16 protein-coding genes are annotated in these 24,920 nt (G+C 41.5%); 3 read left to right on the top strand and 13 right to left on the bottom strand.

From position 1 onward, the window contains the following. Positions 1-95 precede the first annotated feature (95 nt). From ACZ5B7_RS02855 to ACZ5B7_RS02840, 4 genes are all read right to left on the bottom strand, one after another. Entirely contained in the window at positions 96-1,358 is a 1,263-nt protein-coding gene (locus ACZ5B7_RS02855) for an MFS transporter (protein WP_464492561.1), read from the bottom strand. Positions 1,359-1,488: 130 nt separating this feature from the next. Next, the gene (locus tag ACZ5B7_RS02850; protein ID WP_464492560.1) at positions 1,489-2,340 is read right to left on the bottom strand and encodes a creatininase family protein; all 852 of its coding nucleotides are present in this window, start codon (positions 2,338-2,340) and stop codon (positions 1,489-1,491) included. A gap of 37 nt (positions 2,341-2,377) precedes the next feature. Next, entirely contained in the window at positions 2,378-3,742 is a 1,365-nt protein-coding gene (locus tag ACZ5B7_RS02845) for an MFS transporter (protein ID WP_464492559.1), read from the bottom strand. Positions 3,743-3,930: 188 nt separating this feature from the next. Next, a complete protein-coding gene (locus ACZ5B7_RS02840) occupies positions 3,931-4,683 on the bottom strand; it encodes a helix-turn-helix transcriptional regulator (protein ID WP_464492558.1) in 753 nt (250 codons plus the stop codon). Between the two features lie 409 nt (positions 4,684-5,092). Here ACZ5B7_RS02840 and ACZ5B7_RS02835 point away from each other — a divergent pair, with 409 nt between their 5' ends. Next, positions 5,093-8,125 carry an efflux RND transporter permease subunit gene (locus ACZ5B7_RS02835; protein ID WP_464492557.1) on the top strand — a complete coding sequence of 1,011 codons (3,033 nt, stop codon included), beginning with the start codon at positions 5,093-5,095 and terminating at the stop codon, positions 8,123-8,125. A gap of 127 nt (positions 8,126-8,252) precedes the next feature. Here the strand turns inward: ACZ5B7_RS02835 and ACZ5B7_RS02830 are convergent, their stop codons facing one another. Both ACZ5B7_RS02830 and ACZ5B7_RS02825 read right to left on the bottom strand, forming a co-directional pair. Beyond that, positions 8,253-9,368: a M20 metallopeptidase family protein gene (locus tag ACZ5B7_RS02830; RefSeq protein ID WP_464492556.1), complete on the bottom strand. Its 1,116-nt coding sequence runs from the start codon at positions 9,366-9,368 to the stop codon at positions 8,253-8,255. Positions 9,369-9,472: 104 nt separating this feature from the next. Then, positions 9,473-10,933 carry an amino acid permease gene (locus tag ACZ5B7_RS02825; RefSeq protein WP_378588425.1) on the bottom strand — a complete coding sequence of 487 codons (1,461 nt, stop codon included), beginning with the start codon at positions 10,931-10,933 and terminating at the stop codon, positions 9,473-9,475. A gap of 341 nt (positions 10,934-11,274) precedes the next feature. Between ACZ5B7_RS02825 and ACZ5B7_RS02820 the strand changes: the two genes are divergently transcribed. After that, positions 11,275-12,705 (top strand): sigma-54 interaction domain-containing protein, encoded by a 1,431-nt coding sequence (locus ACZ5B7_RS02820; RefSeq protein WP_464492555.1) that lies wholly within the window; start codon positions 11,275-11,277, stop codon positions 12,703-12,705. A gap of 156 nt (positions 12,706-12,861) precedes the next feature. Here the strand turns inward: ACZ5B7_RS02820 and ACZ5B7_RS02815 are convergent, their stop codons facing one another. The 4 genes from ACZ5B7_RS02815 to ACZ5B7_RS02800 form a co-directional block, all read right to left on the bottom strand. Continuing rightward, positions 12,862-14,937 carry a sensor histidine kinase gene (locus tag ACZ5B7_RS02815; protein ID WP_464492554.1) on the bottom strand — a complete coding sequence of 692 codons (2,076 nt, stop codon included), beginning with the start codon at positions 14,935-14,937 and terminating at the stop codon, positions 12,862-12,864. Beyond that, positions 14,912-15,598 carry a response regulator transcription factor gene (locus ACZ5B7_RS02810; RefSeq protein ID WP_464492553.1) on the bottom strand — a complete coding sequence of 229 codons (687 nt, stop codon included), beginning with the start codon at positions 15,596-15,598 and terminating at the stop codon, positions 14,912-14,914. Before ACZ5B7_RS02810 ends, ACZ5B7_RS02815 begins: the two co-directional genes overlap by 26 nt. 214 nt (positions 15,599-15,812) lie before the next feature. Beyond that, positions 15,813-16,694: an alpha/beta fold hydrolase gene (locus ACZ5B7_RS02805; protein ID WP_464492552.1), complete on the bottom strand. Its 882-nt coding sequence runs from the start codon at positions 16,692-16,694 to the stop codon at positions 15,813-15,815. 588 nt (positions 16,695-17,282) lie between these two features. Continuing rightward, entirely contained in the window at positions 17,283-18,509 is a 1,227-nt protein-coding gene (locus tag ACZ5B7_RS02800) for an MFS transporter (RefSeq protein ID WP_464492551.1), read from the bottom strand. Positions 18,510-18,613: 104 nt separating this feature from the next. Between ACZ5B7_RS02800 and ACZ5B7_RS02795 the strand changes: the two genes are divergently transcribed. Then, on the top strand, positions 18,614-20,383 hold the full coding sequence (locus ACZ5B7_RS02795) for an ABC transporter substrate-binding protein (protein ID WP_464492550.1): 1,770 nt from the start codon (positions 18,614-18,616) through the stop codon (positions 20,381-20,383). A 507-nt stretch (positions 20,384-20,890) separates the two neighbouring features. Here the strand turns inward: ACZ5B7_RS02795 and ACZ5B7_RS02790 are convergent. From ACZ5B7_RS02790 to ACZ5B7_RS02780, 3 genes are read right to left on the bottom strand one after another with little or no spacing between them, the layout of a single operon-like run. Continuing rightward, the gene (locus tag ACZ5B7_RS02790; protein WP_464492549.1) at positions 20,891-22,903 is read right to left on the bottom strand and encodes a (Fe-S)-binding protein; all 2,013 of its coding nucleotides are present in this window, start codon (positions 22,901-22,903) and stop codon (positions 20,891-20,893) included. Between the two features lie 50 nt (positions 22,904-22,953). Further along, entirely contained in the window at positions 22,954-23,829 is an 876-nt protein-coding gene (locus tag ACZ5B7_RS02785) for an electron transfer flavoprotein subunit beta/FixA family protein (RefSeq protein ID WP_464492548.1), read from the bottom strand. Between the two features lie 14 nt (positions 23,830-23,843). After that, entirely contained in the window at positions 23,844-24,920 is a 1,077-nt protein-coding gene (locus tag ACZ5B7_RS02780; protein ID WP_464492547.1) for an electron transfer flavoprotein subunit alpha/FixB family protein, read from the bottom strand.

The raw sequence follows: 24,920 nt of genomic DNA, 5'->3' as shown, positions 1-24,920 counted from the left end.
TTTTGGTCTTCATTGACCTTAGGATGGTCCATTCAGAAGAGATTTTTCAACTTCGACTCAGCCGTTTTTTTATCTTAATCAGGTTTTATTTTTTCTCAGTGATCTCGATCCGTCCCCTTGCCACATTCCTTAAGCACCATCACTCCAATCAAGCCAAATATGGAGAAGATGACTGGTGTGATGAAACCATAGTGGTAGCCTGCGCTTAAACTGCCTGAAGCGGTCTGAAAGTGATCTAAGACATTTCCAAAGATACTTGGCAGCAATACGGCACTCAAGAATCCACCTGTATTTGCAAATCCGGAGGCAAGGCCGGATTCCATGATTGGAAAAGATTGACGAACGGCAGCAAACGTTAAAGCATTTGCCCCATACGCAAGACCAATAACAAAGAAAAGCATCGTTAACAAGAAATTGGGAGGATTCCCTTTAAATAAAAGAAAAGTAGACCAACTCAATATTAGAAGGATATGGACAACCACATAAGGTCGTTTAATCATCTCTAGCCGGCTTGAAATCCAGCCAGATAAAGGAGCACCAATCAGTGCCCCGACCAGACCAATCAAAATAAGCTGGCTTGCCTCTGAACGTGTCATTCCATACATATCCATCCCATAGGGCACTGCCCATGAACCGATAAAACCTACATATGTTCCGACAATCCCAAAGTGACATAAGAATAACGCCCATGCCTGGCGATTTGAAACAATTCTTCGCAGCAATACCAACGTTTTTTCCCGTTGGATCTCATTTTTTTCTGTTATGGTCCTATCAGAAAGGACTTGTTTTGGCTTTTTGACGAGCACAAAATAAAGGAAAATGCCACATAGACATAATAATAGACCTGTTGAAAAAAACGCAGCTCTCCAACCAATCAGGTCAATCCATAAGGAGAATGGAACTGTCGCCAACAGAAAACCAAGACTCCCCGTCATTGCCGCTACACCGATTAAGCGGGTAAATTCCTTCGCACTAAACCATTGGCTCAAGATTAACACCATATTGACCCAGATGGTCGCATCCCCCATCCCCGTAAGGATTCTGGCAAAAAACAAGACAAATTCATGGGTGCCGAGACTATAAATGATGGTACCGAGACCCGTAAGAATCGCACCGATAATGAGAAAAAAATTGGGACCAAATCGGTCAGCCATAATCCCCATCGGAATTTGCAAACCCGTGTATACAAAAAATTGAATGCTTGCCAGTAAACCAATCGTTGTTGCTGTTACATGAAAATCCCTCATTATTTGGTCCGTAATCAATCCCGGTGCAGTTCGCTGGCTCGACATTATTAAATAAGTAAACAGTACGGAAGCAAATACAACCCATCTAAATCTGTTATTTTGTTTGTCCAATGTATCTACCTCTGTGAACTTTTACTTTATATATATGGTTTTTCTGGCGGTGGTAGAAACCTGTTTTCGAAAAAAAAGCGACTCCTATATTAAGAATCGCTTTTTGAAAACATCATTTATTCATTGAAATTTATGCCTTTCCGCCTGGTAAATGTGCCCCGTATTTAGGAAGAATGGTATCCCTCGTATAATCATCCACTTGACGGAGGGTTTCAACGATAGCAGGCATATCCAATGCTTTCACAAGTTCATTAATGGCTTGGACACCTTCATCTGCATACTCTTCTCTTTCCTCAGCTGTCTTCAAAAGCGGTGTAGCCATATGATCAGACGGCTCATAGAAGTAAGAACCCACTGCACCGGATTGATAAGCGTACTTCCCTAATGTATTACCAGGATTCTTACTCATCCCTGCTAACATATGCTGCACATCATAAGTCACAGAAGGAGATTCAGGCATATTCAATGGAACATCTTCTAATCTGCCTAAAATTTTATAAGCACCTATCGTCATATCATGGAATGCATCCATCAGATTGAGATTGGCTGCCTCTGCTGCTTTTAATACGTCCATATACAGGGCAGGCACTTTTGTTTCATCAAAGAAATCACGAACCATCCCGCTTACGGTCAGATATGCCGGGCCATGACTGGTGATATAAATTTGTCGTCTAAAGCCTTGATTCAGCAATGACTTGGCAATTTTATCTAAATAAGCCATTCCGTCTTTTACGGTCATTTGAATGGTTCCCCGGCCGACAATCGTTCCGCCTGGGAAGAAATAAGGTAAGTTGTGCAATACAAGCCCATCCGATTCTTCTGCCATTTTTAAAGCGATGGCTTCCGCAAGAACCGTTTCTGAATCCAGCGGTAAGGCTCCATGTGTTTCCGTCACTCCAACAGGAACATATATAATATCATTTCGATCTAAGTAGTCTTCGACTTCCCCATTTGTCAGTTTTGAAAGGAATCTAGTACGCATATAAATCTCTTCTTTCTTGAAATTTCTATAAAACTTATTAAACTGCTCTTCTTTCTTTTAATAGAGCATACATTTCATTTGTTCTCTTTTCATTGAGGTTATAGATCATCCCTACACCAATCAGCATTATAATGAATGCAGCGATTGGCATACCGGTGTACATTTTTAATACACCTTCTGCTACTGCCGGTGATTGAGATTTTGCCCCGGAAACGAAGCCTACCCAACCTAATGCATAACTGCCAAGAGCGGAGCCTAACCCCATCCCCACTTTACGAGCAAAGGAATACAAGGAATAAAGTGTTCCTTCATAATGTTTTCCTGTTTGAAGCTCTGCATAGTCGATGCAATCTGTTACAAGAGCCCAAACAACCATAACGAAGACAATCGAACCGATTGTAGCAAGGTTATATAAAACCATGAACACATATACATTTTGAATTGTAACCAATGTCAATATGGCTGTTGCAACTAAACTGAAGATCGCTGTAGCTATGACTAAATTTCTTTTATTAAACTTTACAACCAGTTTAGGAACAATCGCGAATAACACGAGCGTAACTCCAATGCTAATAAATGAGTTGATAGCGAAAGCGCCTGGCATACCATAACGTTCCGCAAAAACAATTGGAGCTAATTGGCTTACACCATTGATCATAAGAAGTGAACCTATTGATGCAACCATCATTCCGATTAACGGTCTGTTTTTAATCGCTACCTTAAAGGCATCCTTAAAACTGTAATCGGAATTGGCTCCTGCTGTATGATCATCACGAATACGTTCTGTTGATAATTTTACAAGTCCTGTATAAGCTAATACCGATAAAATACTAAATACAATGGCAATTTGAAAGAATGCGTCTGGAACTACAGCCTTAGATTTATCATAGATAAACATTGGAACGAAGGATAAGAATCCAACTCCAACAACCATACCGCCAATCGCACGGGCACGAGATAATTTTGTGCGTTCAACAGGATCATTTGTAATAACAGATGCTAGCGAGCCATAAGGAATGGAGTCGGCTGTATAAGCAACACAGAAGAATAAATACACGAATACTACCCAGATATGAGTTGCTGCGGATCCCCAACTGGATACGTTTGCAAAAGCTAATAGACAGGAAGCAGCTAAAATCCATTTAGATATATTAATATACGGCAAGAATTTGTCGCCAGATTTGCCTAATTTCCAACGGTCAGGAAGAGTACCCATAATCACATTACAAATTGCATCAAAGAATTTTCCCAACAAAAACATCGTTCCCATAAAGTAAGGGCTTACACCTAATACATAGGTACAGAAGATTAAGAAAAAACCGCCTATATATAAGTTAACAAAACTCCCCCCAATATCCCCCAGCGCATATCCAACCTGGTCTCTTACTCCAAACTTTTTCATATAAAACCCCCATTTTTTCTTGTAGATTTTGCAAACGTTTAATTTATTTCTTGAAATTAAGTATATATCTGATTTTGAAAACGTTTTTATATTATAGTTGCATCCTTTTATAGTATAATTGCGAAATTTTCTGTTTTTAAAAAGTCCTAGAAAGCAGAAAATAAGCGCATGAAATACTCACGCGCCCCTCATTTCTTTTTCAGCTTTTTAAATTCGACTGGGGTGATTCCTTCTACCTCTTTAAAAAATTTGGAGAAATATTGGGGGTTGCTGAAGCCAACCATGATGGCAATTTCCGTCATCGAGAGATTTGAGTTTAGGATGAGCTCCTTCGCTTCCTTCATTCTTCTCAAATTCCGGTAAGTACTAATCGTTATGCCTTTTTCTTTTTTAAACGCCCGCATTAAATGTGAGGGATGAACATGTATTTTTCGGGCTATTTCCTCCATTGAAATATCCTCTGCAAAGTTCATCTCTATATAGTTTTCCGCCTTCTCTACAATCGTTAAGCTGCCACTATTTGATTTTCGAATTGAACGGTCGGAATACTCTTTTATCATATATAAATGAATCTGATCCAGTTTCGAAATGGTTTCGGCATGCTCGATCATAATGGCATATTTTTCTGAGATAAAGTGGCATTGCCATGGGCTTAATCCACCCTTTTCTGCCGCATAGCTATAAAGAGTATTGTGTGATAATAGAATATTTTTATAGGATCGCATTTTATTATTTGGGACTCTGTTTAGAAGGTTAAATTGGTCATCACTTAACTTCAAAAATGGATCCTTTTCAAAGTCAGTTATCAACTTCTGATCACCCATTTGAATTCTATAGAGTAATTTTCCCCTTAACTTATGGCCGGCTTCAATGTATTCAGGTGTAAGTCCATTTCGATTAGTATTTGGATTTGGGGTATCTATTTGCTGATGATCTTTCATTATATTCCCTGCCTTACACATTTGGCTTATCCACCTATTATATTATTTTTTGCTACTATCTTGCATTTAATTTATGGACCTCGTCTGACTCTTCCCTTTTTGCAACCGTTTTTCATGTCAAAAGAAATCTTATTTGCAGACTTAGTCAAAGAGATCCCTGTGAAAATGAGGCAAAAGAACCGTCCCCATGCATCATTAATGACGAAAGTCACATAGATTTATTGACTTTGGTTACTATATCGGAAATGCCCTGTGACCCTATAATCAAGAGTGTTAAATACAAACTGCCAGCTGGATCGTTCTCTAAGGTTATTTTTTTGTAAAATTTATGAAAACGGACTATTCAGAATGTGGCAGAAAAGGTATAATTTACCTGTTTGTATTACTTTTGTACTAGGGGGTACATATTATGACTTGGTTTACCAAGTGGGCGTTACGGAATAAGGCTGCATTAGCTTTTTCTGTCGTTGCCTCAATGATTTTTGGTATTTTCAGTTACACTACGATTCCAATGGAGCTAATGCCATCTGCTGATCAGCCGTACGTTACGATTTCAGTCGTCGGAAACGGCGTCGATGCCGTCAGCATGGATGAACAGGTCACACAGCCAATTGAAAAAGCCATAAACGGCGTCAAAGGAAAACAAAATGTAGTTGCACAAACCGGGAATAACTTTACCCAATTGACCGTCACCTTTGAATCCAGCATTGATATCAAAGAGGCAAAACAGCAAATACAAGAAAGAATATCGATGGTTAATCTCCCCAATGGAGTCATGAAACCATACGTAGTCAACCTCAACACATCTGAAATTCCAATTGTAGAATTAGGCCTCACCTTCGATAAGGAAGTTGGCAATACTGAGCTAAATCTCGTAGAAAATGAGATTATGCCGATGTTCCAAGACTTAAAAGGTATCGGCAATGTCATCGTAAACGGCGGGAAAAATCAACAGGTAATGATTAAAGTCGATCCAGAAAAATTAGCTGCTGCTGGGTTCCCGCTTGAAAAACTTTACACTCTTCTTCAAGGAAAAAATGCATCCGTCGCAATGGGCGAGCAAACGCTAAATAACGAAGCAACAAGCATTATCGTAACAGGAAAATTAGAATCGCTTGACGATCTCAAAAACATCGAGTTAAACAGCAACACCAAACTGCAGGATGTTGCCGATATTACCATGCAAAAAGATACCCAAAGCATCACCCATTTGAACGGAAAGAATTTCATTGATGTCGTTATTCAGAAGGATTCCACCTCCAATGCCGTAACGCTTGGACAACAGGTTGAAGACACGGTTAAAAAAATCAATCAAGACTACAAGGGAACACTCCAAGCAACAATAGTGATGAATTTGGGTGATACAGTACTTGACTCCATCAATTCGATGACAAGAGAAGTATTGACTGGAGCCTTATTTGCAACGCTGATTATCTGGTTATTCCTGCGCAGTTTCCGGATGACCCTGATCACGATTGTCAGTATTCCATTGTCACTTTGCATTACGATGATTCTACTTTCTTTCTTTGGCGTTACCTTAAACATCCTCACGCTCGGAGGTATTGCGGTATCAGTCGGACGGCTAGTGGATGACAGTATCGTGGTAGTAGAAAATATTTACCGAAGGAAAAAAGATAATGAATTGACCCCCGCTTTTCTGATCGAAGCGGTAAAAGAAGTAGGAGCAGCGATCACGTCTTCGACTCTTACAACGGTAGCAGTATTCCTTCCAATGCTTATTGTTTCGGGAGGCTTACGGGATATTGTTGCCCCGTTCGCCATTACGATCACTTGTTCATTACTAGCTTCACTGCTTGTTTCGCTGACAGTGGTTCCAGCACTCAGCGGCCGGATGATGTCAAAGGTAAAGATGAAAGAACACAAGCAGAATTCCTTCTACCCATCACTGTTGAAATGGTCGCTTAACCATAAATGGCTTCCCATCACAATAGCCGTACTTGTTGTGGTCGGGTCTGTCGGGTTATTTGTGAGCATGCCTAAAGGGTCTGTCGATCAGAAGGATTCCGCCTATATAGAAATCGGTCTTCGCTATCAAAACGGAACTCCATTTAGTGAAATGGAAGACGGGGTTGCGAAAATGGAGAACATTCTTGCAGATAAAGAAGGGGTAAAAACCCATATTACAATCGCGGGAGTCAATGAGGACGCTGCTCAATATGGCAATCTGCAGGATGCAAATATGGTACGTTTTATGGTTTTTCCTAAAGAGGGAACCGATTCCGCCAAATTTGTGAAAGACATCCGAAAAACAAAAGATCAGTTTCCAGATGCGGAGCTTACAGCTGACACCGCTGGATTAATGGGAACCAACAAAACGACTGTTTCCGTTGATGTCATTGGAAAAAATGATGATGACATTAAAAAAACCGCTGATAAGGTGAAGGAAAAAATCAGCAGCATTGATGGCGTCCTAAAAGTAGAAAGTAACGATCAAAATACAAAGCCAACCGTTACCATTCAGGTAGATTCAAAAGTAGCAAATGCACAGGAAATCTCCCAATCGATTTATGCGATGCTTCAGCCTGCTGTCATTGGGAGCATCAAAATAGACGGACGGACCACCGCCGTAAAATTAGGAGCACTAAAAGAGATTCAAACGCCAGACGATTTGAAAAATCTTCAGCTAATGTCACCAAATGGACCTGTTACTTTATCCAGCATTGCAAAGGTTGAAGAAAGCAAGGAGCAAGGCACGATCTTTACGAAAGACGGACATCATTATCTTCAAGTCACGGCTCAAGTCAATCCGGACAAAATGGTGGACGTAGCCGGCAAAATACAGCAGCAGCTTGTAACTTGGAGCAAAGATAATACCTTTGCCAAAGGAACTAGCGCCGAACTTACCGGTTCATCTATGCAGTCATCCGACCAATTAGGCGAACTCGCCAAACTGGCCATGTTCTCCATTGGAATCGTGTTTATGATTTTACTTGTGACCTTAAAGTCGTTCCGGGCAAGCATCGCTATCTTGATTTCGCTGCCGCTTGCAGCAATTGGTTCGCTATTAGGGCTGGTTGTTACCAACTCCAGCATTAATATTTCTTCTGGTATCGGAATGCTGATGCTCGTCGGAATTGTGGTAACGAATGCGATCGTGCTGGTTGACCGAATCCGTCATAACGAGGAAAGAATGAGTATCCGCGAAGCAATTTTGGAAGCTGGAACCGTACGTTTACGGCCAATTCTCATGACAGCACTTGCAACGGTATTTGCTATGCTGCCGCTGTTGTTTGCGCATGAATCAGCCATGAGCCTAAACCTTGTTTCCAAGGGACTTGCCGTCGTAGTTATATTCGGACTCATCGTGTCCACCCTGCTGACACTGATTGTGATTCCGACATTCTATGAACTATTCCATTTCCGGAAAGCCAAGAAGCAGAGACTGCAAGCTAATCAGGTAGAAGGTACTATAAGTCAATAATGAAGCACGGGGACGGTTCTCATGCATCAGTTTTTTGTTCTTTGGACAAAAATGATGCAGAAGAACCGTCCCTGTCTATGCCCCAACTAGGGTTTGTTTTATACTTAAAATTGCTTTAAATAGTTTTTTATAGCTCAGCTAGTCCTTTGAATAGTTCCACTCCAGTTTCAATGAGGTCATCTCGGAAGTCATACTCATAGCTATGCAAATTCGGGTAGTCTTCTCCGTTTCCAATATAACAGTAAGAACCTTTTGTGAGTTTCGTGTAGTGACCGAAATCTTCTGATGCACGGAACGCTTCCGTCATTTCAGCCATTGGAATGCCTTTTTCTTTGCAGACTTGACGAATTTTGTCAGAGCTCTCTTTATGGTTTGCTGTTTCGGGGAACTCCTCCTGATACTCAAAGCTCACCTTGAGCCCATATTTTTCTGCCTCAGCCTTTGCAGCATTTTCCAGATTCTCCTGAAGTTTGACCATCTCTTCTTCGTAAAGTGCTCGAATCGTCATCCTTAATACACCCTTGCTTGCATTTACACCGAATGCTTTTGCACCAATATCCACTTGAACGATCGTGCATAGAACGATTCCTTTATTGTTTGCGGGAGAAATGTATCCAGGAATAGCATCAATGATCTTTGCAATAGCAAATGATGGATTTATACCTTTTTCTGGTTCGCTGGCGTGAGAAGGAACACCTTCCATATAGATGGACATACCCTTGGATGCAAATTGTGCTGTTCCATCAATGACATGGACCGTATTTTTTTCAACACCACTCCAATTATGCCAGCCAAAGATTTCATCAATATTGTTTTCCTTGATAAAAACAGAGCATTCGGCAGCACCATTCCCTGTTTCCTCTGCGTGCTGAAACAGGAAGAAGATGTTATTGTCACAGCCTTTCTGATCAATCTCCAAAGCGAAACCACAAAGAGTTGCAGAATGTCCATCATGTCCACATTTGTGAGAAACTCCTGGGAACTTAGAACCGTATGGGAGATTGATTGTTTCCTCTATTGGAAGAGCATCGAAATCTGCGCGAAAGGCTATGTTCCTTCTTCCAATCTTGGAGTGATAGATTGCATAGAACCATGAGCCTCTGTCGACAATTTCGAGCTGTGTATATTTTTTAAGAAAATCAATCAAGTATTGTTTCGTCCAAAATTCCTGATTCGAAAGTTCAGGATGCTGATGTAAATCATGTCGCAATTGTATAGCCAATTCTAGATTTTTACTTTCCATTTTCATTCTGTCTCCCTGAATTAATGGCAAAAACCCTGCTTTCCAGAAGGATTACCAGGGTATTGCATCAAATGATTTTAACGTGATGATACAAATAAAATTCTTTATTTTATTTCTGTTTCATTGATATGCGCCTTTAAGAACGGCTCATAGTTCATTTCCTGCAGCTTCCCTTTTTTATTCAGGTACCTGCCAATAATAAAGTACAATATTAGCATCGGTACTCCAATGTAGAAGGAAAATCTTGTATCAGGGCTGTAGGCGGTGTAAATGGCAATACCAACTAAAACCAATAAGCAGATGATCGTTGGAATCGGATAAGTTCCCATTTTGAACTTTAGCTTGTCTACAGAACCTCCGTTTGCCACCAGCCATTTTCTAAACCGATAATGGGAGAGAAAACTGCCGAACCAGCCAAGCAGAGTATTGAATCCAGCGATGGATGTCAGCCAAATGAACACTTTATCCGGTGAAACGAAGTTGGTGATAAGGGAAATCTGGCCCAGAAATAAAGTCAGAATAACCGCATTCGTTGGGATCCCGCGTTTGTTCACTTTTCCTAATGCTTTCGGTGCTTTTCCTTCTTTTGATAACGCAATTAACGTTCTGCTAAGTAAATATACGATGGAGTTTGCAGCAGAAGCTAAAGATGTAAGAATAACGATATTCATGATTGCAGCCGCACCTGGTATACCGGCAAAGTCAAATAAGCCAGCATAACCATTACTCAAAACGCTTACATTTTTGTGAGGAACAACCAAACCCATAACTGTTATCGAACCAACATAAAAAATTAATATCCGGAAGAAGATTGTGTTGATGGCTTTAGGAACATTCTTCTGAGGGTCTACTGTTTCTCCTGCTGCCGATACAACCGTTTCAACCCCTAAATAAGACCAGACTACCCCAGTCATCATTAATATGACCGCTGTAAATCCATTCGGGAACACGGACTCGCTCGTCCAGTTGGATAATCCAATAAATCCTTGATGTCCAATCACTCCAAAGATCATTAGAACCCCCATAATCAAGAAAATGATAATGGCGAATACCTTAATTCCTGCAAACCAGTATTCAGCTTCTCCGTACGATTTAACATTGATCAAGTTTAAGACCAGAATCAATAATGAAATCGCGATACAGAATACAACCGGCGGAATGTTTGGGAAAAATTGATTTAATATCATTCCCCCTCCAACAATTTCAGCCCCAAGACCGAGAAAACCGTTAATGTATAGATTCCATCCGACCATGAAACCTAAAACCGGGTGGACAAACAAACCCGAATAAGTAGTATAAGCACCAGGAGTCGGCATGAAGGTGGACATTTCGCCAAGACCTTTCATTAAGACATAAACTAAAATTCCTATCACTAAATATGCAATAGGGCCCCCAAGAGCACCTGCCTTCGATACTACATTTCCCGACGCAAGGAATAACCCTGTTCCAATTGTTCCACCAATGGACATCATAGTAATATGTCTACGTTTAAGCCCACGGTGCAGCTCATTACCTTGATCCCCAAATTGTTTTTTTGGCTCCTCAATCTTTTTAGCAGCTTGCATAAAATTTCCCCTTTTTTCTTTAATTCGTTTCCGACTTGTTTTCTAAGTTCCAATTAGGATGCATTTTCTTGAGTACACTTTGTAATATTGCAAGAATCATGCCAATTTTAAAAGACTGATAAATCAGCACATTCAAAAAAGAATTTACTAAATTTATAATTCATTTCCAACTCAATGATTCTAATTAGATTCAATTCGTGTCGAAAAATGTATGAAAACGTCTTATAACATGCTATAGTTTCTTACATAGGGGTTCAAATTGAGTCGCATACGAATCAAAAATACTGAAGGTTTAAAGCTTTTCTAGCATAAGGAAATATCTTATGAAAGGGGGAAACACTTTGACTACAAAGATCTTACAACAATTTGATGGGCAATTACTCTTAAAGATTATTAATACATTAAAAGACCCTATTTGGATTATCGATAACCAAGGGAATGTATTGTGGGTTAATCAAGCAGCTTATGATTTTTTTTCAGCATTACAAGTCGATGAATTGGTTGGCCAAAACGTAATAGAAATGGAAAAACGAGGTTTATTTACCCCTTCTATTGCAAGGCTTGTTATCGAACAAAAGCAGTTTGTAAGCACCACGCAGGTCACTCAAAATAATGTTCACTTGCTAGTTTCCAGTGACTATATTCCCGACGAGAAGGGGGATATTCAATATATTGTTACCCATGCAAGACAATTATCCCAAGTTATCAATCAATCGAGTGAATTAGAAAAAATCGAATCTATTCTACAACTATATAAACAGCAAATTCGTCAACTAATCTTACAACAAAAAAATCAGCAGTATGAAGATTTCTATGTTGGAAAAAGTAAAGTTTCTCTGCACCTTATCGAATGGTCCCAAAAGGTTGCGGATATCGATACAACGATTCTTTTAACAGGAGAAACAGGTGTCGGAAAAACGGCCTTTGCCTACAGTATTCATCAGCTGAGCAGTCGCAATAATAAACCATTTATTCATTTAGACTGCGGTGCCATTCCAGAGTCCCTCATTGAATCTGAATTATTTGGCTACAAAAAAGGGGCATTTACAGGGGCCAATGCCAATGGAAAACTCGGTTTAATCGCAGCAGCTGATCAAGGCACTTTGTTTTTAGACGAAATCGGGGAATTCCCTCTTCATCTACAATCAAAGCTTCTGCAATTTCTGCAAAACAAGACTTATCGGATGATTGGGGATAACCAAGTCCAACAAGCGGATGTGCGAATTATTGCAGCAACCAATGTGAATATAATGGAACGCGTCAAAGCAGGAACATTCCGTAAGGACTTATTTTATCGTTTAAACATCCTTCCTATGGAAATTCCACCTTTACGTAAAAGAAAGGAAGATATTATTCCACTTTTGAATTTTTATTTAAAAAAATTCAATCAAAAGTATGGCCGTCAACATACTTTATCCAAAAACATAATGGATGCCTTATACAATTACAGCTGGGATGGAAATATTCGTGAACTTGAAAATCTAATGGAACGATTAGTGATTACCTCTGCTGGACCAAAAATCGATATGGACGATTTACCAAGTGATTTCCCCCTTCACCAGTCTCAACAAATGCTTTTCCAAAATGTAGAAGAAGTGAGCTTACCAATCTATTTGGAACAGATTGAAAAAAACATTTTAATTAAAGCTTATAATGATACCAATAGTACTTGGAAAACAGCAAAAAAACTCGGTGTATCCCAATCCTATGTCATTCGCAGGCTAAAAAAATTCAATTTGAAAATACGCGAGAAGGAATTGGTTGAGGAGTAGGTCCATAGGGACGGTTGGACGGTTCTTATGCCTCACTTTCTGTCTTTGGACAGAATGACACAGCAGAACCGTCCCCATGTCCTACAAAAAAAGTGCCTGTCACGCCCCAAATAAAAATGGGGAAATTGACAGGCACTTTTTTTGATTGGAATGCTTTCATTGGTCCTTCGGCATATAGATCATCGACTTGAATAGGTCTCCATCAATTTGAATAGCAAATTTCCCCCCTTGATTATCAATGAGGCTTTGGGCAATGGAGAGTCCTAAGCCACTGCCTTGGCTGGTTCTGGATTCATCCCCTCTTTTGAAACGTTCCATTAATTCATCCGCTGAAATATTTAATTCATAAGCAGACATGTTTTTGAAGGTAAGTAGAATCTCGTTCCCTACATCCTCGAATTGAATATATACTCTTGACCCTGGGAGTGCGTATTTGAAAATATTGGATAATACGTTCTCTATGGACCTCCACAATAATTTTCCATCTGCTAAGACATATAGCTTTTCATCGGGATAATTGATTTTGAAATCTATCCCGGAAGCTTCTATTTTATCGCTCACTTCCCCTAGCCCCTGAGTGACTAACGAGACAATATCGACCCGCCCCAATTGAACTGGAATATTTCCGCTTGAAGCCTTTGCTGCCTCGAATAAATCATCGGTTAAAGTTTTCAGCCTCTTTGACTTTTGATCAAGTACTTCAAGATATTTTTCTACTTTTACAGGGTCTTTCTCTTGTTTCAATAAATCAACATAGGTAATAATGGCTGTTAATGGTGTTCGTATATCATGAGAGACATTCGTTATTAGTTCCGTTTTTAATCGCTCGCTTTTCAATTCGCTATCAACAGCTGATTTCAAACCATCAGTAATGCTGTTAATATTCTCAGCCAGACCAGCAAACTCTCCTTTTTCACCAACATATATACGATGCTGGATATCGCCCTCTTTAATTTTTGCAACGCCTTCCTTGATGGCTTGGAAGGCCTTTACCTTCTTAAGGGCAAACCAGGCTGCAAACCCAATGGTGATCGGGAACATGAAAAACGTTAACGCAATCAGCACTGGGTATCCGATAACGATTAATACGGTCTTTACAGCAATACTTCCGCTCCCATAAACATGTCTAATAAATTGAATCAGCCTATAAACAATTTGATAGATTACGGTATGCTTGAAGATGGTTTGATTTTTCACATGCCTTATGAGTGATAGGATCAATAGGAGCACTGCCGCCGAAATCGGGATTGTAATCGGAATCACCAATTTCGGGATGTTTGAAGATGTGAAGTTATCCAACAGGGCTACCCATAACGCTATTAACCCCATACAAATGAGGATATTCAATTCCACAAATAATTTATCAATCCAGTGCAGACGGAGCTCTTCATCCTTGAATGACTTTCTGCCCGTCACGAATACTAGATACAGGAAGCAAAGAATGAAACCAGTAAGATATGCTAGCAATTTATAAAAGTTTGCTGTTGCTAGTGCTTTGGTATCTTTCCAGTCTTGGGCTTTTGTCTGTAAAAACTCTTTCGAAAAAGCTACATATACGACCTGGCCTTTCGTATCCCAATCCTCTTTATTCTGGATCACCTGAAGAAGATTTTCATTCTCCTCCGCTGCTTTTGGATACAGCTCATTTTTATAGTCTTCTAGGATGAAATAGGAAGGAAAGGATTTAAACTGTTCTTTTGTGGTATTCAAGCTGTTTTTATAGATATTGACACCATCACTGGCATAATAAAAAGGATTTTTAACCTCTTCTACCCTCTGCAATAATGAATGAAAATCTCTTAAATCATTCCTTATTAGCTCATCCCTAACTTGGGCGATCTTATCTGCATATTCAGTTTTAAATTTTTCAAAGTTTTCTGCTTCTGATAAATTGGGGTTATAACTCTTTGAATTACTTTGATAGTCATAGAATAACTCTTGTTCTTGTCTTTTTAATTCATCCTCATTAATCGTTCCGCCATTTAAAATATGTTCCTCATTTTTATAAAACCCAACCAGACGGGTAAGATCCTCCGCAAGGTAACCACTTTCTTTTACAAAGGAATGGCTTTGAAAATAATTGTCTTGAAAAACACTGCTAAATTCCCCGTCATTCACCACTTCTACATCAACAATCGTTTTCATTAAGCCTGTAAAACAGGTAATCACCAGGAGAAACACAATAATCTTTGTGATGATTGAATGGCTATATTTTTTCAACCTTGTATCCAACTCCCCACACCACCTTCAAATATTTTGGCTCTTTCGGATTGATTTCTATTTTCTCTCTGATTTTTCTAATATGAACAGAAACCGTGTTTTCCGGACTGTATGCCGTTTCGTTCCAAACTTTTTCATAGATATCTTCCATGGAAAAGACTCTGCCGGCATTAGCCGTCAGCAGCTTTAAAATCTTATATTGTACCGGTGTAAGGTGAACGGCCTCTCCATCAACCGTGACTGTTTTGCTTTCATCATCGATGGCGAGCCCTCCCGTTTGGTAAACATTACTCTTGGTTTCCAGAGCTCCTAAGGTTGTATATCTTCTCAGCTGGGATTTCACTCTTGCGATTAATTCCAGAGGGTTAAATGGCTTCGTTATGTAGTCATCCGCACCGACATTTAACCCCAAAATTTTATCGTAATCCTCTGATTTGGCTGAGAGCATAATCAAAGGGATGTTATTCGCTTCTCTAATTTTCATGGTCGCCCGGATCCCATCCAGCTTAGGCATCATAATGTCCATAATGATCAAATGGATTGTTTGGTTATCAATGATTTCGATGGCCTCTAAACCGTTATAAGCTGTGTATACTTGATAACCTTCATTTTCTAAGTAGACACCAATCGCTTCGACAATGGCCTGATCATCGTCGCAAACTAATATATTCATAAAAAAATTCACCCCTATATCTGTATCGGATATCCGATTCTCCCCTTTACCTTTCGTCCTCAAGATCATGATACCCAGCAAATCTTAATAAACCCATGATGTAAATCTTAAGATTTTCTTAACATGTACCAAGCATACCCGTATTTTGATTCTTAGAAAACCTTGAATAACAGGAAAGGGAACAGCTTTAAGTGCTGTTCCCTTAAATTACTTATCATACAATCGACCCTTCCCCTGCCCCCAAAAACTTAATGACCAATTGATTCACAACATGAGATTGTTCAGCTGGCAAACAATGCGAACTATTGGGAATCAGGTGTACCGACATTTTTGGCGATTCATCGGCACGCTTGATTGCCTGATGGACAGACGAATAAATTACTTCATTTTCACCGATAAGAACTAAAGTTTCTGGCAGCAATTTTTCAAGCTCTGCCTCTTTAAAAACGGTTGGGGCGACTTTTAATTGAATTCTTCCAAATTTATAGCCTTTTAAGAATTGATCGTACAGTATTTGGTCAGGCGTATTTTGCTCAGCAAACATCCACTTATATAATTTTCTTATAGAGTGGGAGTTTCTTAATAGAGTAGCAGGGAGCAATCTGAACGGAAATTTCCAATTCAAACCACAAATGCCCATGACTGGCGCCAATAAAACCAATTTCTTGACTCTATCAGATTGCAAACTAAACTGCAGGGCAATCCATCCCCCCATGGAGTGACCAATTAAATAAATATCATCCAAATTCAAGGCATCCAGTACCTCATTCAACCAGCTGTTTAATTCCAGACGGGTTGTGACCGGACGAACACATTCACTTTTACCAAAATCACCTATCGTGTCGATGGCATATACTCGATAGTTTTGGGACCAAACGGGAGCATTTGCAAACCACATTGTCGAACTCACGGTCATGCCGTGAAGCAGCACAACCGGCTGGGCATCCGTAGGCCCGCAGGCAATCACATGTGTTTTCCCAAAAGCCGTTTCGATATAAAAAGTCTCTACTTCCATGTTCCATTTTTTTAGCGAATGGTCATATTGCTTGTAATATAACTCTCTCTTGACCGGATCTGGAAAGGTCAAATTTTTCATGTTTCACCTCATAATTTTTTAGGCCTTTTCTAATAGTTTGATGCTTTCAATCTGGAAATTGGGAATATTAATCTTTCATAACGACCGGGGCGTTGATTTCCCCATATGATCGGGCGTTATAAACTTCCCATAACGACCGGGGCATTGATTTTTCCATATGTTCGGGCGTTATAAACTTCTCATAACGACCGGGGCGTTGATTTTTCCATAAGTTCGGGCGTTATAAACTTCCCATAACGACCGGGGCGTTGATTTTTCCATAAGTTCGGGCGTTATAAACTTCCCATAACGACCGGGGCGTTGATTTTTCCATCTGTTCGGGTGTTATAAACTTCTCATAACGACCGGGGCGTTGATTTTCCCATAAGTTCGGGCGTTATAAACTTCTCATAACGACCGGGGCATTGACTTTCCCATATGTTCGGGCGTTATAAACTTCTCATAACGACCGGGGCATTGACTTTCCCATATGTTCGGGCGTTATAAACTTCTCATAACGACCGGGGCTATCGCTTTTACAGTAGTTCAGTCGTTTTGAACCTCCCATAATGACCGAAGCAACATGACACGATCCATCCCCAAGAAATCCTACCTCAATTTCCACAAAAATGTAGTGCGGTACACAAGAAACACAACAAGATTCACGAGCCCTGCCAGAAGAAAAATCGTGGCAGCCCCCCAAACATTTATCACCCAGCCCGACAGATAGACCGTGACCGGCATCCCCACTCTGAAAAACGTTCCGGTTATTCCGCTGATCCTTCCAATCAGTTCGGGAGACGTTTGTTCAAGCCTGAACGTATAAGCACAAACAGAGTAAAATGATGTCGCCATTCCGCTGATAAATAGTGCTATAATCAAGATATGGTAATTATTCGAAATATACATCAACAAATAGGCAGCCGAGTGGAGAATTGCGGATACGCCAAACAACACACCGAGCCCCCACGACTTTCGAAGCTTACTAGATAACAAACTGCCCGCCATTCCGCCAATCCCGACAGCCGAGATTACCAGCGCCACTTTTGATGAAGCAAGGCCAAGGTCTATTTTTGCAAAAATAACCACTGTTGTCTGGACCACGACCATGGTCGAATTTAATAACATGATAAACATGGTCATCATCCAAAGAGCTTTGTTTGCCCTGAAGGCATCCCATCCCTCACGAAAATCGGCCAGGAAACCGGAACTTGCCAGACGGGGAGTTTCCAATTGATGCGATAATCGGGACATGATGACAAAGCAAAGTACATATGCAAAAGCGGTCACCAACACGCCATTATAGAAAAACGGCAGCAGCAGCATTAACCCCGAAATGACCGGTCCCATCACACTGACAAATGTCTCAATGAACGAAAACTTGGCATTCGCTGAATTAAAATATTCGGGCGGGATGTTCATTTTCACAAGCCCAACCTGAGCATTGAAATAACCGTAATTACAGGTCATCAGCAAGAATCCAATTAGGTAATAGGACGCCAGCCAAGCGGTTTCTATTTTCAGCATATAGGCCAAACACAAAAGCAGCCCAGCTTGCAGACCAATTGACCAGAGGGCAAGCTTCTTTTTATTCAAGCGGTCCACGAACACGCCAATAAAGATGCCAAACAGCAAATTGGGCAATAACTCCGCGGTCCGCATCGTGGTGACAGCAACTGAAGAATTCGTCAATTCTAATAGAATCAATGGGAGCAGCAGTTCATAGATACGATTGGCAACGCTAAGTAAAAAAGTGGAACTCAGCAGAATGAGGAAGGATTGATTCCTCCAAATAATCGCTGTTTTTTTGTTCACCTTCACAGTTGATATCGACACGATTCCATCCCCTTCCGATCTTTGCTTTTATTGTAAGGGGAGTTTTCAATCGTAAAAATAGAAGAAATGATACGGTTTTATTTCGAGTTTTTAGGAGGGAGAAAATGAGATTAATCGAGGACTACAAAGCCATTCGTGATTTTTACCAGCATCACCCCGACCAAGCACCCTTTCCAACCACGATGGAAGAACTCGCAAACATTCTGTTTTGTTCACAGCGTAATGTAAAGTTTATCCTAACAAAGCTGGTGGAATCAGGCTTTTTATCCTTTTCACCCGGCCGCGGGCGTGGGAACAAGTCTCATCTCACCTTTTTAAAATCGGTTGACGAAGCTGTTTTTGCTGAAGCGGTTGTTCTTTTTAAAACCGGACAGATTACGGAGGGCTTGGAGCTTGCCGCACGTTTCGGCACTCCTGCTTTAAAAAACCGGCTTTTGCAATGGCTGACTCATTTTTTCGGATACGAAAAACAAGAAGTGAAGGATATCATCCGGCTTCCGATGTTTCGCACCTTCAATTCCATGACTCCATCAAAAGCTTTCTTTGACTTTGATGTCCATCTCATTAGGCAGGTCTATGACACGATTGTTGAATATGATTATTCTTCTGAAACAGCGGCAGGAAAACTGGCCCATTTTTGGGAAGGCAGCGAGGATAAGACTAAGTGGACGTTCTATCTAAAAAAAGGAATTCTGTTTCACAACGGCAAGGAGCTGACTTCGAGTGACATATATGACACGTTTTCAATGCTTACCCGACCGGATTTTAAACAATTCTGGCTTGTCGAGAATATCCATTTCATCGAATGTTTGGACCCGTATGTAGTGCGATTCCATTTGCACAAACCCAATGCCCTGTTCCTGCCCTTCCTCAGCTTTCCGGCTCTTTCGATAGTTCCCTCGGGAAGTTCAGGCTATATCGGAACCGGTCCTTTCATGGTTCATACATACAATAAAAATTACTGCGTTCTCGAAGCCAATCCCCATTACTATGAGGGAAGGCCCTTCGTCGATCGGTTTGAGATTTTGAATGTGCCAAAAGAATACGAGAAAGAATTGTTGGAGGATAAAAGCAGTATTTTTGTCAACACAGGCGAAAGCCATTACTTTGGCAAATCGGGCCATGAACTAATAGAAGGAAGCTATGAAGGTAGCAGCTTGTTTACATTCAATTTGCGAAAAAGGACCGGGCCTCAGCAAAACATTTATTTTCGGCAAGCTTTAAACAAATTGATTGACCGAAAGAAACTGATTGCGGAGCTTGGACCGCCTAGGATGATCCCTTCCTATAGTTTTGAAATACACCAATCTCGGGTTAAGGCTTTCGATAGCGTAGAAGATCAGGAATTCCAGGCTCTTTTGCAGTCATCAGGTTATCTCGGAGAAACTGTTCACCTTTTCACCTACGACCGTCACCGATCCGATGCGGAATGGCTCAAGGCCGAAGCAGCCCAATATGGAGTCTTGATGGATGTCGCGATTCTCGGCTGGAATGAAATACTGAAAGAGGAATACATCGATCAAGCGGACTGTATTTTATTTGAGGCCGTGTGGGGAGAACAAGAATTGTCGAAACTCGAACTCTACCAATCCGATTATAGCTTTTTACGGAGGCATCTTAGCCAGAGCACCGCTGATTTGATTGATCGAAAAATAGATGCCATCCTCTCAACGCCAAAGGGAAAGGACCGTTCGCTTCTTTTTTCAGAAATGGAGTCACTACTCCATTCAGAACAGGCAGTCGTCTTTCTGGTCCATAAAAAAATCGAGTCATCCTTTGATTCATCCATTAGAGGAGTACAGTTAAATGCCCATGGACAAGTCGATTTTAAAAATATCTGGATTAAACCGGAGCTTGCGAAAAAGAGGAAATAACTACAACCATTATTTCGTCTTTTTCTTGGTCGGTTATAGATATACTTATTTTGAATGGAAAATAGTCACTTTCAAAATGACAGGAATCTGAAAATGATTATCGAGGAAATTGAGGGGTCTTTTTGGATTAAAGTAGGTTCACGGGGACGGTTCTCATGCATCAATTTATGTCTTTTGACGAAATGATGGAGCAGAATCGTCCAAGAGCACTGAAAAAATACACCTTATTTCATTTATTAAAGACAAGACAAAACCGCTTTTGTATATGGGAGAAATGTCTTTTAAACGCCTTATTAAAGACAAAATCGCTCCTGTGTATGGTCAAAATGTCCTTTAAGCGCCTTATTAAAGACAAAATCACCCTTGTGTATCACAAAATGTCTTTTAAACACCTTTTCAGAGACAAAAATCACTCTTGGGTATCGAGGAAATGTCTTATATGCGCCTTACATCTTTTCTCGCTGGGCAAAAATGAGGCATGAGAACCGTCCCCATGCCTCACTTACCTTATGAAACCGCCGCATGAAGTGCGTTTGCATTTACCGCCATCAGTACCAGCTCTGATATATCAACCACTTTGATCTGGTCCTCTACGCCAAGGGAAGCGACTGCTGCTGTATACATAACCATATCTTTTGGACAACTTACAACAAAGTGAGTAACCCCTGGTAATGTTAAGGCTTCTTTAATCCGGCTTTCTGAGGGGCGCTCTTGGACTCCTGATTCATTCATCCACATTCGTCCGCCGCCAGCGCCACAGCATAAGCTTCCTCCGCGATTCCGCGGCATATCTACAACCTCAACGCCGCAACGATTTAGGACTTCCCGCGGCTGTTCGAATATTCCATTCCACCGCCCGATATAACAAGGATCATGGTACGTTGCCCGAATTCCAAGCGGGGACTCAACGGAAAGTCTTCCCTCATTGAATAATTCTAAAAATACCTGGCTGTAATGATAGACCGGCTTATCTAGCCCAAGCTTTTGATAATCGTTAGCAAGCGCGTTGAAACTATGAGGGTCTGTAGTAAGAATCCGATCAAAGTTTGCTTCTTTTAACGAAGCCATGTTTTGATTTGCCAGCTGTTCAAAAAGCCCGATTTCCCCCATGCGAAGTGCATCATTTCCTGAGCTTACCTCACTGTCAAATAACAAGCCTACATTTAAATCGGCCTTTTTAAGCACTGAACTTACTGAATGAATCGAATTTAAAACACCCGGGTCCGTCTCAAAGGATGCTACATCTCCCAAAAACCACAGCCAATCCACCTTTTCATTACGGGCGTCCTTGAAGCAGTAATCAACCGAAGCAGCCCAGGCTGGTCTCAGCTTATGGTCTTTTCCATACACATTACCATGATCAATGAGACCTTCCAGCGTTGCTTGTGCCCGTTCTTCTAAGAATCCATTCTCAACCAATGAAGCACGCAGCCCGACAATTTTTGGTACATGTTCAATGAATACCGGACAAGCCTCCTGGCATGCACCGCAAGTGGTACATGACCAAAGCGTTTCAGCGGAAATCACATTTCCGGCAATTGCCCAATCTTCATTCATTGCCGGCTTATCTCCATGCAGCTGTTCTAGATGAGCATCCCTTAGGTTTAGGATAAGCATCTTCGGTGATAAGGGAGACCCTGCTGCATGGGCAGGACATACGTCTTGACAGCGTCCACATTCCGTACAGGTATATAAATCCAAAATGTCTTTCCATGTAAAGTCTTCATATGTTTTAATCTCCTCCAAAGACTGATTTGAGTCATCTTGTGAGACTAATTGGCCGGGCGGGTCCATTTTCCGGAAGAAGATCGCCGGTACTGCAAAAAAGACATGCAGGTGTTTCGACGTTGGCAAGTACATCATAAAAGCAAAGATGATTCCGATATCCATTAAATAACCAATTGTATAACCAATAGCGGGTATATTGGTTTGATCCAGACCTAGGGCAATCCAAACCTTAGAAAGCATAATCCCAAGAAAATGGCCATCTTTCATTTCATCAATCCCGTATAACGAGTCTGCGACAAGCGGAAAAAACGATGTATGGATCACAATGCCAATCATAATAGCGGAAATCATTCCAAGGATTATTTCTCCATCGCGCTCATCTGACCCTTCATAGCGCTTCGGACGGATGATGCGGCGCTGGTAAATAGCCAGAACAACGCCAGTCAAAACTAGTAAAACCCACAAATCGATAACAGCTTGAAGTACCACCCCTACTGAAAATGTTGGGGAAATGACTTGCCCAATCGCTTCAATAATATCCAGCATCAGGATAACAAAACCGCTGAATATAAATAGGTGGATAATCCCCGCCAAACGGTTGCGCAACAGCCGTTTATGTCCAAATACCTGGACTACCATCGAGGAAAGCCGCTTACCTATCTGATCCATCCGGTAAGTATGCCGGCTCCGGCGCATTGCCAGCAAAATAGGTTTCAGTCTTAGAAGCATCAATACTATCGAAAAGCTCGCCAACAAAATGGTCAGCAGGCCTAAAAATTGTTGTAGAGTCATTCGTTTCACCATCCCCTCGCTGTTCAATCTAAATAGATAGACAGATAGTCTTACAGAAGTTTTTCAGGAAGCAGTTCCTTCTTCTTCAGAAATTCAAAAATCTCCCGAACAGCCTCTGACGGTGCCGCTTCCACCATTTTTTTATCCTCTTCCTTCCCCGCTTTTGCAGTTTGTGCGGGGCCGCCGCCCCTTAGGAATTTTAATCGGTCAGCCGCACTTTGACTTGAGTCGATAGCAGTCCGTTTCGTCCGCGGTTTCGGCGCTTCCACCGAGATTACCTTTGTTCCCGGCAGCCCGTCCCACTCCGGATTTACCACTTTGATCTGGACATGATTTTGATTGGCCCAGTTTCTGCGTTTGACGGAAACATATTTGACAGGAAAGTATCCAGGCTGGACCGATAGCAATGCCGGCATGCTTACCGAAAGTATTTGACGCCAGCCACCTTGGAGGCGCTGTCTCACTTCTAGGGTTTTCATGTCCCGTTTTTTGACGAAATCCACACGTGGTATACTTGGCATGCCGAGATAGGTTGCCAGTATCGCCGGCAGTGTTCCGGTACCGCCAGCATTACCGCATATAATCAAATCAAACGACTGCTTCCTTAGCCAATTAGCGAGAATAGTAGCCGTAACCGTAGAATCCTGCCCGACGAGGCCTGGAATTCTACTAATCTGAACAACCGAGTGAACCCCGTAAGCTAACGCATACTCCAAAGCCGCTTCACTAGATTCACCGCCAAAGCTAACGGCAATCAATTGATCATCTTTCCCACAGAGTGAACTTGCCAGCTGGATTGCCGCAACACTCGATGGTTCAATCATATATTTGACTGATGTTTGTTCATCGAAATACGTTTGTTTCACAGTCTCCAGTGTGGTACTTTGCAGCGATAAGAACGAATCGATGCATACAGCCACCTTCATATGTCATCCCCCACTTAATTGATCAAACTGACAGCTTTCGGCCTTTTGTCCGCAGCCTGTGATTTCCCGCCCGTTTCTAGTTCAGCTATTAATCCCCTTATGATGGTATCGGCATCACCGACAATTCCTAAATGGGCGATCTTAAATATATTTGCGTTCTTATCCGTATTAATGGCAATGATCACCTCAGAATCACGCATCCCATCGACATGCTGAGAAGCACCCGCTATCCCAGCGGCGATATACAAACGGGGTTTGACAATCTTCCCCGTTTGCCCCACCTGTCTAACATAAGGAACCCAGCCTAAATCTACCGCTACCCTGCTTGCACCAACTGCCGCCTCAAGAAGAAATGCCAGTTCTTCCAGGGCTTTAAAGCCTTCCGCTCCCTGAATGCCGCGGCCTCCGGCCACAATCCGTTCTGCCTCAACCAGATCAAGCTCGCTTGGGTTTGGCGGTAATAACTCTACCGTTTGAACGATCTCTGTTTGCTTCTTGCTAACATCCTGGCGCAGGATTTGTGCCTTTGCCTGCGGTTTCGTCTTTCCAAGGCCGGCTACTCCAGGCTTCAGACATACGCACCATGGATGATCGTCAGACATGCTGATTGTCATTTGTCCTTTGTTTTGCCATATGGATTGAATGACCTCAAGCTTGTTATCTGGAGTAAGTTTAAAACTGATGGCATCACGGGCGATTACTCCATCCCAAGCACCGATCAGACGGCAAGCGCATTCAACCCATAGAGGGGTGGACGGACACAACAACAGCCGGGGGGATTGACCATTCATGCTGTCAAGCAAAACCTGGCTATACCCCATAATTGAGCCTGGTTTGCCAAATTCCGCATGTTGTAAAACAAGAACTTTATCCGCCCCATTTGCAGCTAATTGATGGCAATCTTGATCCGAGATCATCTCAGACTTTCCAAACACAATCGCCAGTGTTTTCCATCCAGTCTTTTTGGCCAGCACCTGGGCATCTTGAAGTAATTCCAATGTGATAGTATCCCACTGCTTTCCCGTCCGTTCAGCAAGCACCCAAATCTGTGAATCCTCCGCGAATCCGATGCTACTTGTTTTTTCAGGCAC

The organism is Neobacillus sp. S1115, from assembly GCF_055385565.1.
Note: the sequence above shows the minus strand (reverse complement) of the source record. Positions and strands in the feature narration are given on the sequence as shown.

What these genes read in the sequence shown, in the direction of transcription:
- ACZ5B7_RS02850 (WP_464492560.1), bottom strand. Translation starts at nt 2,340, where the DNA reads ATGCGTACTAGATTCCTTTCAAAACTGACAAATGGGGAAGTCGAAGAC.
- ACZ5B7_RS02845 (WP_464492559.1), bottom strand. Translation starts at nt 3,742, where the DNA reads ATGAAAAAGTTTGGAGTAAGAGACCAGGTTGGATATGCGCTGGGGGAT.
- ACZ5B7_RS02840 (WP_464492558.1), bottom strand. Translation starts at nt 4,683, where the DNA reads ATGAAAGATCATCAGCAAATAGATACCCCAAATCCAAATACTAATCGA.
- ACZ5B7_RS02835 (WP_464492557.1), top strand. Translation starts at nt 5,093, where the DNA reads ATGACTTGGTTTACCAAGTGGGCGTTACGGAATAAGGCTGCATTAGCT.
- ACZ5B7_RS02830 (WP_464492556.1), bottom strand. Translation starts at nt 9,368, where the DNA reads ATGGAAAGTAAAAATCTAGAATTGGCTATACAATTGCGACATGATTTA.
- ACZ5B7_RS02825 (WP_378588425.1), bottom strand. Translation starts at nt 10,933, where the DNA reads ATGCAAGCTGCTAAAAAGATTGAGGAGCCAAAAAAACAATTTGGGGAT.
- ACZ5B7_RS02810 (WP_464492553.1), bottom strand. Translation starts at nt 15,598, where the DNA reads ATGAATATATTAGTTTGCGACGATGATCAGGCCATTGTCGAAGCGATT.
- ACZ5B7_RS02805 (WP_464492552.1), bottom strand. Translation starts at nt 16,694, where the DNA reads ATGAAAAATTTGACCTTTCCAGATCCGGTCAAGAGAGAGTTATATTAC.
- ACZ5B7_RS02795 (WP_464492550.1), top strand. Translation starts at nt 18,614, where the DNA reads ATGAGATTAATCGAGGACTACAAAGCCATTCGTGATTTTTACCAGCAT.
- ACZ5B7_RS02790 (WP_464492549.1), bottom strand. Translation starts at nt 22,903, where the DNA reads ATGACTCTACAACAATTTTTAGGCCTGCTGACCATTTTGTTGGCGAGC.
- ACZ5B7_RS02785 (WP_464492548.1), bottom strand. Translation starts at nt 23,829, where the DNA reads ATGAAGGTGGCTGTATGCATCGATTCGTTCTTATCGCTGCAAAGTACC.